The 16690-nt window shown below is 38.8% G+C and carries 16 protein-coding genes and 1 tRNA gene; 9 read left to right on the top strand and 8 right to left on the bottom strand.

The genetic code is table 11. From position 1 onward, the window contains the following. Nucleotides 1-399: 399 nt before the first annotated feature. Both IQ228_RS07230 and IQ228_RS07225 read right to left on the bottom strand, forming a co-directional pair. Nucleotides 400-470, bottom strand: a tRNA-Gly gene (locus IQ228_RS07230). 50 nt (nt 471-520) lie between these two features. After that, nucleotides 521-1699 (bottom strand): hypothetical protein, encoded by a 1179-nt coding sequence (locus tag IQ228_RS07225; protein ID WP_228043743.1) that lies wholly within the window; start codon nt 1697-1699, stop codon nt 521-523. Nucleotides 1700-2254: 555 nt separating this feature from the next. Here IQ228_RS07225 and IQ228_RS07220 point away from each other — a divergent pair. Together IQ228_RS07220 and IQ228_RS07215 are read left to right on the top strand one after the other, a co-directional pair. Next, on the top strand, nt 2255-2851 hold the full coding sequence (locus tag IQ228_RS07220; RefSeq protein WP_027400639.1) for a GNAT family N-acetyltransferase: 597 nt from the start codon (nt 2255-2257) through the stop codon (nt 2849-2851). A 623-nt stretch (nt 2852-3474) separates the two neighbouring features. Then, complete coding sequence (locus tag IQ228_RS07215) at nt 3475-3981, top strand: hypothetical protein (protein ID WP_370566836.1); 507 nt, start codon at nt 3475-3477, stop codon at nt 3979-3981. Nucleotides 3982-4001: 20 nt separating this feature from the next. Here IQ228_RS07215 and IQ228_RS07210 read toward each other — a convergent pair whose 3' ends face one another. Next, the gene (locus IQ228_RS07210) at nt 4002-5135 is read right to left on the bottom strand and encodes a histidinol-phosphate transaminase (protein WP_027400638.1); all 1134 of its coding nucleotides are present in this window, start codon (nt 5133-5135) and stop codon (nt 4002-4004) included. Nucleotides 5136-5313: 178 nt separating this feature from the next. After that, complete coding sequence (gene dcm / locus IQ228_RS07205; RefSeq protein WP_193962514.1) at nt 5314-6300, bottom strand: DNA (cytosine-5-)-methyltransferase; 987 nt, start codon at nt 6298-6300, stop codon at nt 5314-5316. Between the two features lie 207 nt (nt 6301-6507). On the opposite strand from dcm, the gene IQ228_RS07200 reads away from it, so the two are divergent. Together IQ228_RS07200 and IQ228_RS07195 are read left to right on the top strand one after the other, a co-directional pair. Next, nucleotides 6508-6864, top strand: coding sequence for a hypothetical protein (locus IQ228_RS07200; protein WP_193962513.1), 357 nt, complete (start codon nt 6508-6510; stop codon nt 6862-6864). A 9-nt stretch (nt 6865-6873) separates the two neighbouring features. Further along, complete coding sequence (locus IQ228_RS07195; protein WP_051424195.1) at nt 6874-7248, top strand: type II toxin-antitoxin system VapC family toxin; 375 nt, start codon at nt 6874-6876, stop codon at nt 7246-7248. Between the two features lie 327 nt (nt 7249-7575). Here the strand turns inward: IQ228_RS07195 and gor are convergent, their stop codons facing one another. Next, complete coding sequence (gor, locus tag IQ228_RS07190) at nt 7576-8952, bottom strand: glutathione-disulfide reductase (RefSeq protein WP_027400636.1); 1377 nt, start codon at nt 8950-8952, stop codon at nt 7576-7578. A 173-nt stretch (nt 8953-9125) separates the two neighbouring features. Next, nucleotides 9126-9941, bottom strand: a complete 816-nt coding sequence (locus IQ228_RS07185) for a sulfurtransferase (protein WP_193962512.1) — start codon at nt 9939-9941, stop codon at nt 9126-9128. A gap of 132 nt (nt 9942-10073) precedes the next feature. Between IQ228_RS07185 and IQ228_RS07180 the strand changes: the two genes are divergently transcribed. From IQ228_RS07180 to IQ228_RS07160, 5 genes are all read left to right on the top strand, one after another. Next, nucleotides 10074-10958 (top strand): tRNA (5-methylaminomethyl-2-thiouridine)(34)-methyltransferase MnmD, encoded by an 885-nt coding sequence (locus IQ228_RS07180; protein WP_193962511.1) that lies wholly within the window; start codon nt 10074-10076, stop codon nt 10956-10958. 87 nt (nt 10959-11045) lie between these two features. Next, the gene (glmU, locus tag IQ228_RS07175; protein WP_027404966.1) at nt 11046-12401 is read left to right on the top strand and encodes a bifunctional UDP-N-acetylglucosamine diphosphorylase/glucosamine-1-phosphate N-acetyltransferase GlmU; all 1356 of its coding nucleotides are present in this window, start codon (nt 11046-11048) and stop codon (nt 12399-12401) included. Nucleotides 12402-12726: 325 nt separating this feature from the next. Beyond that, entirely contained in the window at nt 12727-14184 is a 1458-nt protein-coding gene (gene cobG, locus IQ228_RS07170; protein WP_228043741.1) for a precorrin-3B synthase, read from the top strand. A gap of 7 nt (nt 14185-14191) precedes the next feature. Next, a complete protein-coding gene (locus IQ228_RS07165) occupies nt 14192-14818 on the top strand; it encodes a precorrin-8X methylmutase (protein WP_027404965.1) in 627 nt (208 codons plus the stop codon). After that, nucleotides 14818-15525, top strand: a complete 708-nt coding sequence (locus tag IQ228_RS07160) for a precorrin-2 C(20)-methyltransferase (RefSeq protein ID WP_027404964.1) — start codon at nt 14818-14820, stop codon at nt 15523-15525. The genes IQ228_RS07165 and IQ228_RS07160 overlap by 1 nt, the downstream gene beginning before the upstream one ends. A gap of 82 nt (nt 15526-15607) precedes the next feature. Here IQ228_RS07160 and IQ228_RS07155 read toward each other — a convergent pair whose 3' ends face one another. Continuing rightward, nucleotides 15608-16216, bottom strand: a complete 609-nt coding sequence (locus IQ228_RS07155; RefSeq protein WP_193962510.1) for a (2Fe-2S) ferredoxin domain-containing protein — start codon at nt 16214-16216, stop codon at nt 15608-15610. Between the two features lie 20 nt (nt 16217-16236). Continuing rightward, nucleotides 16237-16494, bottom strand: coding sequence for an Asr1405/Asl0597 family protein (locus tag IQ228_RS07150; protein ID WP_027404962.1), 258 nt, complete (start codon nt 16492-16494; stop codon nt 16237-16239). Nucleotides 16495-16690: the final 196 nt, after the last annotated feature.

Genomic DNA, 16690 nt, shown 5'->3' with positions numbered 1-16690 from the left:
CAATTATATATTGAAAATTCATTCAAAGGGAACAGAGAACTGGCAACAGGGAACAGAAAAAACTCATGTTTAAAAATATGAGATTGAAATAATGACACTGTTTTTTCTCGTGCTACGCATCTTTTAAAAACATCTTTTTCTTGACTGAAGCCTTAAACTCAGCAAATGAGTGTTTCTTATCTGTTCCCAGCTAAGTAGTGAGACAGAATTAATTACACAATGTTATTGCGTTAGCGCAGCGTGGCGTTAGCCATATGGAACGAAGTGAAATGAAGCAATTCCAAGGGTTGTGATTGCTTCCCTTCCCTCGCAATGACTGTAAATATTTTTGTCCAATTACTTAAGAGTTCCCTCTTATTTCTCCATAAGGTGAGCAGTCGAACTATTTTTTTCTCAAGAAGCGGGTGGCGGGAATCGAACCCGCATGATCAGCTTGGAAGGCTGGAGTTTTACCACTAAACTACACCCGCGTGCTTCTGACTTAATTAAGATAACATGGCTTTTATAAAATTGCAAGTAGTTATGGAGAATTTATGAATTTAATTTTGAGACGAATATATAAATTGCTTAAATCTGGTTTTGATCCGTCTTGATTATAAGCAGCAAGAAAACTTTCTTGTGCAAATATCTGGTTAAGTGCTTGTTCATAAATATTTGCTTGGCTGCGGAGTGCGGCGGGTTCAATCGTGATGATTATCGCTTGTTGAAATTTTCCATTTTTATCAATTACTAAACTAGCCAGTATATTTGCTGGTTTGAGATCCTCATCGCTGGGAAGTATACTAGCCTCTAAATCTTTTTCTGTACTTCCTTTGTATTCAGCTATAACATCTGGTAAAGCATCGGTTATGAGTTGTTTTTGTTGTATTAATTCACTAACTTCTTCTTTGAGTAGAGGACTAACGGTAGCTATAGCACCCCCTCCATTGGTGGTTGGGGACGCTTCTGGTTCTCGGTTAGGATTTACGGAAGGTTCTGCTGTGGGAGTTGGGGAATCAGTAGGAATATCTTGACGGAGGAGAGTTCCCTTTCCTAGTTTCACTTCTTGACGACGATTCCAGGGAAGTTCACTATCTGGAATTATTGGTGTTGCTTCTGGTGTTGCTTCTGGTATTGGGTTTGTGGGATAGAATTGTTGTCTAAATCGTGATTTTTCAACTTCGGTTTTTTCAGGTTCAGGCTTTTTAACTTCAATTTTTCTAACTTCAGGCTTTTTAACTTCAATTTTTCTAACTTCAGGCTTTTTAACTTCAATTTTTCTAACTTCAGGCTTTTTAACTTCAATTTTTCTAACTTCAGGCTTTTTAACTTCAGGCTTTTGAGTTTTATCTTGTTCTGTTAAATGAAGTTTAGAAATTATCTCACCATCATTTTGATTGTTGGGTGTAGTGGGTGGTGATTTTGGTGAAGATGAAAAAGAAGATTGCGGTTTAATCTTGGGAGTTGTTGATTGATGTTTAATTGTGGATTTTGGTTCGGAAGCAATTTCAATAAGATCAATGGGAATCGAACTTTGGTTAGAGTGAGGAAACCAAGCCTGAAATTCATTAGATGAACGCATTAACCAAAATACTAACAAATGAAGAGAGACAGAACCAATACATACAACAGTCCATAGCCAAGGTGGATCACTATGTCGTCTCAATGGTTGAGATGTAATTGAACTATCGCTTAAATGATTATTGATCAACGTTGGCATTTTATTAAAAATATGGGGATAATTGTTTATAACCCTTGTCCCATAAGGGTTTTGTGATAATCAATCCTCAATCACCATAAAAGAGACGCAAGAGCCGGATATTTTTTTAATCGGAAGTTTCTTACTTTCAGGCTGGTGAACATGGCGATCATTATAGGTTATTATTCCCATATCCACTACTCAGTATTTATCTTATCAGCCTCTCCAGTTCTCAATTAGGAAAATTTTTAGCTCTCATCCGCTAAAATATCTAGTTTAGATAGATTTTACTACGTTATTAATAAGTTATCCTAACTAGGTAGGTGAACAGAAAAAACTGAAATATGTAGTCAACCCTCACTCTCTCAGGGAGCCAAGCCGCTGAGTGGCTAGTACCGCAGGGCGGAAGTCAAAAGTCAAAAGTCAAAAGTCAAAACGAAGACAGTATAGGCTTTTTAACGATTTAGAATGGTTGGTTTATTTATGCCGTGTTGTACTAGTATATTGTGGATTAACAGCCACCAAAAGGCTTTCAACCTTATTCCTGCAATCAATCAAATTAATCCCTAACTAGCTTTGAAATCCTGGTTTTTTAACCCAACCCAACCCCCAGTAAACCGAGAAACTGCGACTCTAACTATTGGAAAACTCCAAATTCGCGTAGCTACACCTGATGATCTAATAAGTATTGCCCAAATTGTGGCTGAAAGCTTTCACTCCCAAGAAGGTTTGTGGAGTTGGGCTTTACCTTTGTTTCGTATAGGTATTTATGAGGATCTAAGGCATCGGCTCAATTCTCCCACACCCCATCATATTTGTTTAGTTGCTGTTGATACTGCCACTGAAAATCAGAAAATTATGGGAACTATAGAAATGAGTGTTAGGGGTAATTATCCTTGGATTGGTGTAAATCCGGGTTTCCCTTATATATCTAATTTAGCTGTTGATCCGGGTTGCCGTAGACTGGGTGTAGGCTCTAGTTTATTGATTCGCTGTGAGCAAATTTCCCAGGAATGGGGATTTCAAGATTTATATCTCCACGTTTTAGAACATAATCATCATGCCCGTCAGCTTTATTTTAAGTTAGCATATCGCGTACATAAGGTTGAATCTCCCTGGGATGCGCTTTTCCTTAATCGCTCACGGGAGATATTACTGCATAAACGTATATAGTAGAAGTCGGAGAGAAGGAAGGCAGAAGAAAGTCACATTTTGGATTCCATCAAAGTGCCTAAGTAGGGTTTGCTGATAGCGTAGGGTGGCGTTAGCCATACTCCCGAATGGGCGCAAGCCATGCGCCCCTACCTCCTGATAGCGTAGCGTGGCGTTAGCCATACTTCTAGCCCTCACAGACAACTTTTTCAAACACCCTCTAAGATACAAGGTTGGGTTTTGCTGTCGCTTAACCCAACCAAATCCTTGATAATGTTGGGTTATGGCTGATGCTTCCGGCGATCGCGAAGCGCTGCTGCAAGCAGTTCGCAGGGATACGCCTCCCGTCAGGGATACGTTCCACAACTCAACCTACCGGATAATGACTTTTTAGGCTTAACCGAGGAGTATTGACTCTGGATTGATTGAAATCCAGCATTAATCCCATAGAATAGGATAATTAAAATAACTAAAAGTGCGTGTTTATTTCTGAAATAAATGATACTGTTCAAGTAATATCAGAGAACAGTAAGTAGGTTGGCGTTGAAAATTGTCGTTATGGCAAGGCCAAAGGCAAGAGGCAAGAGGGTTTGGGCGATTTTACGTTTCTTTACACAGTTTGGTTTTATTGTGTTCACCTACTTATATCAAACTATCACATTCAAAACAGTGTTATTAACCAAATTATCATGCCAGATGGAAATGGGCAATTTAATGGCTCTAATCTCCTCACACTAATTCATGGTGGCAAGGTTTTTATGGTTAATAGTCGGAGAAGGAATGGGTTAATACTTTTTAAAGAATATCATGCGGAGTTTGCCGGACCTGGAGCAGCGATTGGTGGAGATCATGATAGTGATTGCCAAGGGATTTTACCCATAGGCAATCTTTCTTTGTTGACTCCTGAATCCCATGAAGATCGTCAGAAAGCTTATTTGCTTAGGCGACAATGGATACGTTTAATTAAACAAATTACGGAGAGTCCGATTGCTAAAGAACGAGTACAAAAGATTCTTGATCAGTTTGAGGTATTTTTCCCGTCTGAAATAGTGGCTTGTATCCCAGATGAGGCTTTTGCAATGTTAATAGGTGTGTTAACACAAACTGTAACGATTGTTCGTCGTGTAGGTATTGATACCGGATATGAATGAGTGGTAATTAGTTGCTACTTTTACAATAATGCTTGTATTCGCTCCAGGGTGCGGGTGTTTTCTGCGGGTGTACCGATAGTGATTCTTAAGCCATTGGGTAAAAGTCTAATCAGAGTCCCTTGATTTCTCAGTTTTTGGTTGAGATTTGTTAAAACGGTGGTTGATAATTGAGAGTCATCGGTTTTAATCCGCAGGTAAATAAAGTTGGTGCTGCTGGGTGTAATTTCCAGGGTTGGGTGTGCGGATAAGGCTGTGATCATTTTGGTTCTTTCGCTGAGGGTTTGGGGGATTGACTCTAGCAAAAGTTGCCGATTTTCTAATGCCATGAGGGCGGTGGCGATGGAAAAACTGGGAAGATTGTAGGGAAGACGAACTTTTTCTAAAATTGCGATCGCCTCTGGATGAGCGATACAATAACCTACACGCATGGCGGCAAGACGAAAGGCTTTAGAAAAGGTGCGTAATATAATCCAGTTAGGATGTTGTAATAATTCACCGGCTAAAGTCCTTTGACTAAATTCAAAGTAAGCTTCGTCAACGACTACTAAAATTTCTTCTGGTAAACTTTTTAACCATTCTAGTTCCGCTGCTGTTAAAGAATTAGCGGTAGGGGAATTGGGGTGAACAACAAAAACGACGCGAATGGGCGGATTTTGTGTTTGGGAAATTGCCGATTTTGCGGCTGTTAAATCAGTTTCAAAGTTGCTGTGATTTCTGCCTACTGTAACTACAGGAATGCCTAAAGTCTGGGCTAAAATTCCATACATGGAAAAGGTAGGATTGGCGACTAATATAGAACCTTCTCCCCCTAAACAGGTAGCAATTAATAGGGATCTAATTAATTCGTCTGAACCATTACCGACGGAAATATTCGCAGCGGTGAAAGCTGAATTTGCCAGATTTGCTGATTCATTTACATACTGGGAAATGGCATTTTTTAGAGATTCGTGTCCACCATCGGGATAACGATTAGTTTCAATAAGTTGTTGATAAGTCCAAGCTAATTTTTCTTTGATTTCCGATGGTAAATCTAAGGGACTTTCATTAGTATCTAGTCTGTCAAATTGGATGGCGACTGGTTCAGCACTATCACTACCAGGATGAGCTTTATAAGCATTAAGTTGGGATAAATCGGAACGAATAAATTTAAGCATTTGTCATTGATTGATAATTGGTGATTATATATCTTGTTCCCAGTCTCTGAGTGGGAATACTATCACAGAGGCTCTACCTCTACTGTTATGGAGAATGAAGGCAGAGCCTTCTATAATTCATTCCCATACAGAGTATGGGAACGAGAAAAACGAGAAAATGAAGCCAGGGCAGAGCTTTCTAGACTTCATTCCCATACAGAGTATGGGAATGAGCATTTTTTTTAACATTCAGATTTACTAATATTGCATTGATTACAGAATCAATCACAGTAGCAACACAAGGAATAGCGATCGCATTACCAGTTAATTTTCGCATAGTTTGGTAACTGCCCACTATTTTATAAGATTCTGGAAAACCTTGCAACCTCAACATTTCTCTTTCGGTTAATCTTCTTTCGCCATTGACTAATAAATAATTATAAGATGCTCCTGCTCTTAATGCACAGGAATAAGGATGTATACTAATATTACCAGATTTATTTTCATGCCATATTGTTGGTTGCTCATATTTTTGCTCAGTTTTGACTTTTTGTAACCGATTTTGGCGAATTTTTTCGGAAGCATAATAAAATTCAGCAACGGATTTTTCTAATATTTCTGACAAGGGCTGCATGGGCATTTTGATTAATGGCCAATTAAAGTTATGATAATGATTTTTATTTTTTAAGCCGACGATTAAAATTCTTTCTCGTTTTTGTGGTAAACCGAAATTAAGAGCATTGAGAATTTTATAATCTGTATAATAGCCTAATTCTTTTAAGGTATTAATAATTATTTTTAATGTTTGCCCCTGTTGATGTCCTTGTAATTGTTTGACATTTTCTAAGATAAATGCTGACGGCTGTTTATTTTTAATAATTCTGGCAATATCAAAAAATAATGTTCCTCTGGTATCTTCAAATCCTTTTAGTTCTCCACAAATGCTAAAGGGTTGACAAGGAAAACCACCTAATAATATGTCATGGTCAGGAATATCATTTTCGTCAATTTTTGTAATATCTCCCATGGGTGTTTCTCCAAAGTTTTCTGAATAGATTTTCTGGGCATTTATATCAATATCACTGGAAAAAACACATTGAGAATCAATTTTATAATTATGACAAATCTTTTCAATTGCTAATCTAAATCCACCTGTACCACTAAATAAGTCTATAAATTTGATCATTTTTTGATTTCGGTTTTATCCTTGGTTAAGAGTTGTGATTAAGTATAATTTACGCAATTTATAGTATAGCAAGCATATAAATTATGCAACTACCACAGTAATTGCTCTTGATCTTAAATTAAGCGATAGCGAAGCGCTCCGTAGGAATCGCATAATTAATGATATAATCAATTGGAAACCTATAGTTCATCTATCAAAAAATTTAAGATGATCAACTTAGAGTTAGCCGAATCTGATGTATTTACCAACCTCAATGTGACACTTCTGCTAGAATCGCTCACATCTGGAAAAATTGTGGCATCTATTAGAGAATTTCCCGACTGTCGAGTACAAGCAGATACAAGAGAAACAGCGATCGCACAAATTCAAGCTACATTTTTAGAAAGATTAAAAAATATAGAAGCGGTATCATGGAAAGTACCAATTAACACTTCAGAACCAGCTTGGGTGAAATTTGCTGGTGTCTTTAAAGATGATACAGATTTTGCAGCCGTTATAGAGTCAATTCGCGCAGAACGCACTATAGATGATGACTCAGAAATTGATCCTTCCTATTATCTATAGAAGTTAGTGATGGTTGATTTATATATTCTCGATACAGATTGTGTTTCACTAATTCTCTATAATCATCCCCAACTGATCACTAACACGGCAAAACATCAGGTAGCTGTCACAATTATCACGGTTCAAGAACTCTTCAATGGTTGGGTTAACAGAATTAACGATCCTTCCCAAGTAAATAATCTTCCTCAACTTTATTCAAAATTTTCGACTACTGTAAAATATCTCCAAACTATGGAAATATCGGACTTTACACCAGAAGCGGATAATTGTCTCAGGAAACTATTAAAAGATAATCCACTATTACGAAAAAATCGCATCCAAAAAGATATGCGAATTGCAGCGATTGCGCTATCTATAAATGCTACAGTTGTTACCCGTAACTAACGAGATTTTGCTCAAGTTCCAGGACTCAAGATCGAAGATTGGACTCTGTAGGGGTTTAGCAGTGCTTATTGGTGTCAACTTAAGTTAGAAAAGGCTTATCTGTTTGCTTCCACACCCGCCCAGAAATGATAGCGTAGCGTGGCGTAAGCCATATTTCCGGGCTAATAGTCAAACAAAGTAAACTAAAGTTTACTCAAAAATTTCCGGGTTATTTAGTCATCTTCAGATGACTTCTGCTATTAGACTGGGAATTCATTCCCCGGCGGGCTACAGGTTTTACGTTAAGTTGACACATATCAGCTTTTGCTTTACCCCTACCAAATACAATTATCTCATGGTCACAAATTCCTCTGCTGCGGAGGGATGAATACCTACAGTGGCATCAAAATCAGCTTTGGTTGCACCCATTTTTACTGCAATAGCGACACCTTGAATAATTTCTGCGGCGCTATCTCCCACCATGTGAGCGCCTAAAATTTTATCAGTGCTAGTATCTACTATTAGCTTCATCATGGTTTTTTCTTGCTTACCTGCCAAAGTGTAGTACATGGGGCGGAAGCTGGTACGATAAATTTTGATATTGTCATCACCGAATCTGTCCCTAGCGTGGGCTTCTGTTAACCCAACTGTTGCCGCTTCTGGGGTGGTGAATACGGCTGTGGCAACGGTTTCGTGACTAAATTCGCGGCGGTTGTTGCCAAATTCACTGTCAGCAAAAGCGCGTCCTTCACCAATGGCGACGGGGGTTAAATTTAGGCGGTCTGTGACATCACCAACAGCATAAATATGGGGTTGGCAAGTTTGACTATATTCATTGACGGCTATAGCATCTGAGGTGCTGTATCCTGGTTCTTCTTCAGAACTGGGAACACAGTCGAGTTGGGCATTTTCTAAGGCTAATCCTTCAATATTAGGACTGCGACCGGTGGCTACTAAAAATACATCAGCAATGATGGGTTCTTGGTCTCCAGATAAGGTTAATTTTAGCCCTTCATCCACTTTTTCTATTGCTGTCACTTCAGTATTTTGGATAATGCGAATACCATGATTGGTCATTCCTTCTTGGATACTGGTACGAATATCTTGATCAAACCCGTTCAAAATTTGCTCTTTGCGGATAATCTGGGTAACTTCTGAACCCAAACCACGCATGATACAGGCAAATTCACTACCAATATAACCAGAACCAACAATAGCAATATGTTTGGGTTGGGTTTTCAGGTGAAAGATTTCATTGGAAGTAATACCATGTTCTATACCGGGAATTTCTGGTTTAATGGGACGACCACCGACAGCAATTAAAATTTTCTCGGCTGTATATTTTTTGCCATTGACTTCAACTGTGTGGGGGTCTATGAAGGTAGCACGACCGGAAATTAATTCTACTCCGGCTTTTTCTAAAAAGCTGATGTGAAGTGCTGATAGTCTGTTAACTTCTTTATCTATGGATGTGATGAAATGTTCCCAGTCAAATTTTACATCTCCCACTGTCCAACCATAACCGGCGGCTTCTTGGAATTGGGCGGGGAAGTGAGAACCATAAACCATGAGTTTTTTGGGGACACAACCACGAATTACGCAAGTACCACCAACTAAATCATATTCGGCGATCGCCACTTTTGCACCATAACTAGCCGCCCGTTTAGAAGCCGCCAAACCCCCAGAACCAGCACCAATCACAAACAAGTCGTAATCAAAAGTCATAAATTTCTACTTTTTTAACTAAAAATAGGCTGTTGAACTATATATAGTCAGATTGCCTAGATTTAATCTAGCGTAGCTGACAACTAAAAATATAAAACCAGATCCCCGACTTCTAGGATTGATTCATCACTTATTGACATGATCAAAGAAGAAGTCGGGGATCTGAGAATTGACTAATAACTAATCCAATCACTCCAACTACCAGCGTAAAGTTTAGCGGTGGGAATTCCAGCTATGGCTAAAGAAAGTAAATTTACACAAGCTGTGACACCAGAACCACAATAAACTAAAATTTCTTTATTTGTATCTATATTTTGCCACCGTTGAGATTGTTCTAACTGGGGAATTACGCACCCAGAAGCGTCCGTTACTTCTTGCCAAGGATAATTAACAGCGCCGGGAATATGTCCAGCAATTTTATCAATTGGTTCTTTTTCTCCGCGATAACGTTCTCCTTCCCTAGAGTCTATTAAAACCACATTTTCACTATCTTTGTGATTTTTGACATAAGTAAAATCTACAACTTTATCCGCTTGTAATTGGGGAACAAATGTTCCTCTTTCCGCAGTAGGAATAACATCTGTAACGGCATAACCCGCTTTTTGCCAGCAGTCAAAGCCGCCATCTAAAATAGCTACTTGTTCATGTCCTAAATACCGCAATAACCACCATAAACGAGAGGCAAAAGCCAAGCGAGAATCATCATAGGCCACTACTAAAGTTTTTTGGGAATTTACCCCAATTGCTGATAACTTTTCAGCTAATTCTGTGATATTTGGTAAAGGATGTCTGCCCCCATGTTCTTGCACAGGACTAGATAAATCTTGATTTAAGTCTAAATAATAAGATCCTGGGATATGATTAGTTTGATACTGTTGTTTTCCTAATTGGCTATCAGCTAAAGAAAACCGACAATCAACAATCACAACTTGAGAATTATTCAGATTTTCAACCAGCCATTCTGGAGAAACAATAAATTGATTATTCATTGGTAATTGGTAATTGGTAATTGGTAATTGGTAATTGGTAATTGGTGAAAACTATTCTTCTTTCTTCTTTCTTCTTTCTCCTGACTGGGCGCAGGCCCTGCGCCCCTACATCCTGCACTCCTGACCCCTAAAATGTTTACACCCCAACAAACGCAAGATGGTTCTTTTACCTTTTTTTCCACAGAGTTTAATGAAGCCTTTCATAGTCACTATGGGGCAAAACAGGAAAGTTTGCTGAAATTTGCGATTCCGACTCGATTACCAATATTAGCCGAAACAGGATTTGTGCGGCTGTTAGATATTTGTTATGGTCTAGGATACAACACAGCGGCAGCTTTACAGACAATTTGGCAAGTAAATCCTCGTTGCCATGTGGAATTGATTGGGTTAGAACTAAATCCCATTGTCCCCCAAGCGGCAATTAACCATCAGTTATTTAATGGTTGGGACGACAAATATATAAAAATTTTAACTCAAATAGCGTTTGAACATCAAATCCAAATAGATTATTTGCAAGCTACTTTACTAATTGGTGATGCTAGAAACTTAATTCTCCAAGTACATGAATCAGGCTTTCAAGCAGATGCAATTTTTCTTGACCCTTTTTCACCTCCGCAATGTCCACAATTATGGACGATGGAATTTATACAAAAAGTATCAGAATGCTTGCAGGAGAATGGGTTACTAGCTACTTATTCCTGTGCTGCGGCGGTACGGACTGCGCTGTTAGCTGCGGGTTTGGTTGTCAGTTCGACTCCACCGATAGGAAGACGGACTCCGGGGACTATTGCGGGATATCCTCAATATGAAGAGGAATCAACTATATCCTATCTGCCGCCTCTTTCCCAAACTGAAGCCGAACATTTATTAACTCGTGCTGCTATTCCTTATCGAGATCCTAATTTGAGTGATACCGCGGGAATGATACTCAAGCGACGACAAGAAGAAATTCAAGTCTCTACATTGGAATCAAGTTCACAGTGGCGCAAAAGGTGGTTAAGATCGTCAACAACGTAGGAGATTTTGCTTGAACAGTCAACAGTTAGCAATGATTAACTGATATGATCTGGCGTGGAAGGGAGTTAATCAAAAAAGTATTTAATTATGGTTGTTGTAGCAATTCTCGCCGCTGGAAAAGGCACAAGAATGAAATCTAATCTACCCAAGGTTTTACATTCCTTGGGTGGAAGATCTTTAGTTGAACGCGTTATTGAAAGTGCTGAACCTCTTTCACCTGACCGTAAGTTAGTGATTGTTGGTTATCAGTCCACAGAAGTAAAAACAGCTATGGATTCTATTTATGGTGTGGAATTTGTAGAACAGGCTGTACAATTAGGCACAGGTCATGCTATTCAACAATTACTTCCCCATTTAGAGGGTTATACTGGGGATTTATTGATTTTAAATGGTGATGTACCTTTGTTACGGACAGAAACTTTAAAAAACCTCTTACAAACTCACCAAGAAAATCAAAATTCCTGTACTATTTTGACTGCACAATTAGCAAATCCTCAAGGTTATGGGCGGGTTTTTCGGAATAGTGAGGGTATTGTCCAAAAAATAGTTGAGGATAAAGATTGTACTCCTAACCAAAGAGAAAATGATCGGGTAAATGCTGGTATTTACTGTTTTCATTGGCCTGATTTGGCTAAGATTTTACCAGATTTGCAAGCTAATAATTCTCAAAAAGAATATTACCTAACTGATGCTGTTACTCAAGTTGGTAAGGTAATGGCTGTAGATGTGAAAGATAATCAAGAAATTTTGGGAATTAATGATAGATTGCAATTAGCAACTGCTAATGATATTTTACAAAAACGGATTAAGGAAAAATGGTTGTTAGCAGGTGTGACGTTAATTGATCCGGCAAGTATTACTATTGATGAAACGGTGGAATTACAGCCGGATGTGATTCTTGAACCGCAAACTCATTTGCGAGGAAGAACGGTAATTCAAGCTGGTAGTCGCATTGGTCCGGGAAGTTTAATTGAGAATAGTGAATTGGGTGAAAATGTCACAGTTCTCTATTCTGTAATTACAGATAGTGTGATTCAATCTCAAACTCGAATTGGACCTTACGCACATTTACGTGGTCATGCTGAGGTGGGTATAGGTTGCAGAATTGGTAATTTTGTGGAGTTGAAAAATGCCCAATTAGGCGATCGCACTAATGTAGCACACTTATCGTATTTAGGCGATACCACAACCGGAACTCAGGTCAATGTCGGTGCGGGGACAATCACTGCTAATTATGACGGTGTGAAGAAACATAGAACAACTATAGGCGATCGCAGCAAAATCGGTTCTAATACTGTGTTAGTTGCACCTATTACTGTCGGTAATGATGTCTACATAGCCGCAGGTTCAACGGTGACAGAAGATGTCCCAGATGATTCTTTGGTAATTGCTAGAAGTCGTCAGGTGGTCAAACCAGATTGGAAAATGAAAACTGACAGTTAATATTTTCTAGGGTGCGTTTACCAACGCACCTCTTCACAAAGAGGTTTGATTAAATTTGTAAAGTATGGAATTAAACTCTTGCATTTGCACCTTTGCGCGAAACAAAATTCATGGATAATAGCCAAAAATACCATCTCATGATAAGCTACTAAATCTTAGAGTTAGGAAACTTCGGTTCAATTCCGGGACTGTGCCGCAACTGTAAAGCAATTTAGAGATGATTGGAGTTTAACTAAAAATCCAGAATCCCAAGTTGAGTAAGTCAGAATGCTAACTCTCAAGTGTTCACTTCCGTTCTGTCTCTGCGTCACACAGAGAAGGAGTCATGATTTTGCAAATTCCATTTACCGCTTGTCCAGGATTATTTTACAACACAGCCGCCCAGGATGGTCTGCTTTATCGGTTGAGAATACCAGGGGGAATCATCAATTATCACCAATTTCAGGCGATCGCAGATATTGCTGATAATTATGGCAGTGGTTATATTGATATTACTAACCGGGCCAATATTCAAATTAGAGAAATTAAAAACAGCATAAATGTTGAGGTTCTGAAAAAATTACAAGCATTAGGTTTAGCCTCCACCAATATCAACATAGATCATATCCGCAACATCATGACCAATCCCACAGCGGGTATTGATGGTGAAGAATTACTAGATACTCGTCCCTTAGTGAAAGCCTGGGAAAAATATATTACCGCACATTCTCAACTTTCCGAATTATCGGCAAAATTTAGCGTTTGCTTTGATGGTGGAGGCAAAGTTGCTGTAAAATATCAACCCAATGATATTATATTGGCAGCAGAAATAATTAACCGTAATGTATATTTGCGGTTATATCTCAGTTATGGAGAAAAAGGACAACCAGCACAGGATACAGGAATCTTATTCAAACCAGAAGAGACAACAACAGCTTTAGCAGCCTTAGCGCAAACTTACCTCAAACACATAGATACCAAAAACCGCCGCAAACTACGCTTACGAGAAATCATCAACAAGATCACAGTCAAAGAATATCTTCATCAAATCCAAGAAAACCTCAACTCAGATATATTGAACTTTACAAAAACTCCTCTCTGCGCCTCTGCGCCTCTGCGAGAAAAAACTCATATTGGTATTTATCCCCAACGTCAAACCGGATTATATTATATCGGCATAGTCTTACCCCTGGGAAAATTAGAAACTCCGCAAATTAGGGGTTTAGCTAATATTGCCAAAAGATATGGCGATGATAATATCAGGTTAACACCTTGGCAAAACTTACTATTAACCGATATTCCCCAAAATCAAATTAGCGAAGTTGATCAACAAATTGCCAATTTAGGTTTAAACTCATCACCAACCAACATCAAAAGTTTCCTAGTAGCTTGTTCCGGTAAAAAGGGTTGTGCTGCTGCGGCCACAGAAACTAAAGATGATGCCATAAACTTGGCAAAATACCTAGAAAATCTTATGATTCTAGACTCACCTATGAATATTCACTTTAGTGGTTGCAGTAAATCTTGCGCTCAACACACTCAAGCTGATATTACCTTACTTGGTATTATTACAGAAACCGCAAAAGGAACTTTTCCCGCTTATCAAGTGTATGTTCTCGGTCATTTACTTTATGAATATGTGACTATAGCGAAAATTCCGATTTTGATTCAAGAAATGCTGACAGTGTATCAAAAACAACGTCTAAGTTTACACGAAACTTTTGGACAATTTATTGATCGTCATAGCCATCAATTAAATCAACTATTTAGCCAAACAACGTCCAATTTAACCTTTACAACCTGAAAATATCATGTTTGATTACATCCGTGATGGTAGCGAAATATATCGTAATTCCTTTGAAATTATTCGGTCAGAGTCCAATCTCGAAAGATTCCCTGAAGATGTAGCAAAAGTTGCTGTTCGCATGATTCATGCCTGTGGAATGACGGATATTGTCAATGACTTAGAATATTCATCTACAGCGGTAGTATCCGGGAAAAAAGCCCTAATTGCCGGCGCACCGATTTTGTGTGATTCTTACATGGTAGCCGAAGGTGTTACCAAAAAAAGATTACCCAAAAATAATAAAGTTCTTTGCACCCTCAATGATCCAGAAGTACCACAACTAGCCAAAAGATTAAGAAATACAAGGTCAGCAGCAGCTTTAGAATTCTGGCGTTTCCACATAGAAGGGGCAATTGTGGTGATTGGGAATGCACCAACAGCCCTATTTAGGTTATTAGAAATGCTAGACGAGGGAGTTCCTCGACCGGCGTTAATCTTGGGCTTTCCTGTTGGTTTCGTGGGTGCAGCCGAATCAAAAGCCGCATTAGCCGCAGATAGCCGCAACGTACCATTTTTAACTTTACATGGAAGACGGGGCGGAAGTGCGATCGCTGCTGCTGCTGTTAACGCCTTAGCTAGTGAGGAAGAATAATGACTAACGCTGGAGGTCGTCTTTATGGAATTGGTGTGGGACCTGGAGACCCTGAACTCATCACCTTAAAAGCCTTGCGTCTTCTCCGTTCTGCCCCAGTGATTGCTTATCAATCAGCAACAAATAAAGAAAGTGTCGCCAGAAAAATTGTCTCTCCATACTTGGATCATAGTCAGATTGAGGTAGCCTTTCATCTTCCTCGCGCCTTAGAACCAGAAAAGGCTAAATCTATCTATGACCAAGAAACTCAACCCATTGCTGACCATTTAGCAGCAGGTCGGGATGTGGTGGTTATCTGTGAAGGAGATCCGTTTTTCTATGGTTCTTTTATGTATCTTTTTACCAGATTGGCTGATAAGTATAAAACAGAAGTCGTCCCCGGAGTTTCCTCTCTCATGGCTTGTCCCGTGGCTTTAGGTTTACCATTTACCTATTACAATGATGTCCTCACGGTTTTACCTGCACCATTACCCAGAGAAGCCTTAATTAGCCAACTCCTAGCCACTGACGCGGCAGCTATTATGAAACTTGGTCGCCATTTTCTCAAAGTCAGGGATATTCTCCATGAATTAGGACTAGCTTCACGGGCTAGATACATTGAACGCGCTACAACTACACAACAGCGCATATTACCTCTTGACGAAGTTGACCCTCTTGATGTACCTTACTTCTCGATGATTATTATCCCTACTAAAAATAAGTTGTAGTTGTCAAGGAGTCAGAAGCAAATTGTAAAACCTGTAGGGGCGCAGGGACTGCGCCCTCAATCCTACTGCATCCTCAAGATAACTAAACTTTAACAAGAGTGGGTATATTTTTTGCTTTGTCCTGACTTTTATCAGAAAAATGCTTATCTATTAAAGCGGGAACTTGGACAGCTTGAATTTTACTATAACGAGTTTTATCAGGCATAACTAAATTAGGACCAGATTTACAGTTTTTCATACAGCCAGTACCTTTAATCGTGACTGAATTTTCTAACCCGCTGTTTATTAACTCAGACTCCAAAGCTTGACATAAAGCTTTACCACCACGTTTCATACAATCAGATTTTTGACAAACTAAAATTGTTTGTGTTTTAGCAGGTTTCGTCTTAATTTGATTCTGTGCTGCAACTATTCCCATATCGGAACTTGCAGCCATAACTCTTTCTGCTACGAGAGTTACCTGATCTTTTTTCGGATTATATTGTTTTGTCCCCACAACTTGCAGCCAGGTCCCTTTAGCTAACCGCAAATCAAAAGCACTCCGTAAATGCTTGGCTAATTTTATATAAAATTCACCCTCAGAAGTCCCTAATAATAATCCTTTCAGCTTATATCCATCCTTGATCACAAAATCTAGAAATCTGCCTTCAAAACAAAATTCTGTGACTGCTGAATTAGTAGATATATTCATTTTTCAACCTATTTTTCTCACTAAAATTTTTGGTAACGACAACGCCAACAATTTTCAAGATTCCCAATCAAGTTTTGACGAGAAGCAGTGAATTGTTGAATTACACTCCAAAGCTGAATAGCTGCGGCAGGGTTATTTATTTCTACGGTTAAAGGCTGATTAGTCTGACAAACACAAATTATATCTAATTCTTGTAAGCGTTGATAAACCTGCCAACGGTCTGCCCAATTTATATCAATAACGTGCTTTCTATCTGTGTCTGAACTGAAAGATTTCAAGCGAGTAGCCCTCAAAATGCCATAAAGTTGCAGTAAAACTAAAAACTCATCGTCTAAATTTGTGATTTAGTCGGAGTTTAGCCTCTTTTATTAGGATACACTAACTGCAAAATATTGTCATTAATTTTGAGAAAAAATCTCATTTTTTCTTTGTTGAGAGATACGCACACTTTGAGATTGAAGTCAAGATAAATAC

Source organism: Dolichospermum sp. LEGE 00246 (genome assembly GCF_015207865.1).
Classification (GTDB): Bacteria; Cyanobacteriota; Cyanobacteriia; order Cyanobacteriales; family Nostocaceae; genus Dolichospermum; species Dolichospermum heterosporum.
This window is presented reverse-complemented; position numbering and strand designations above follow the sequence as displayed.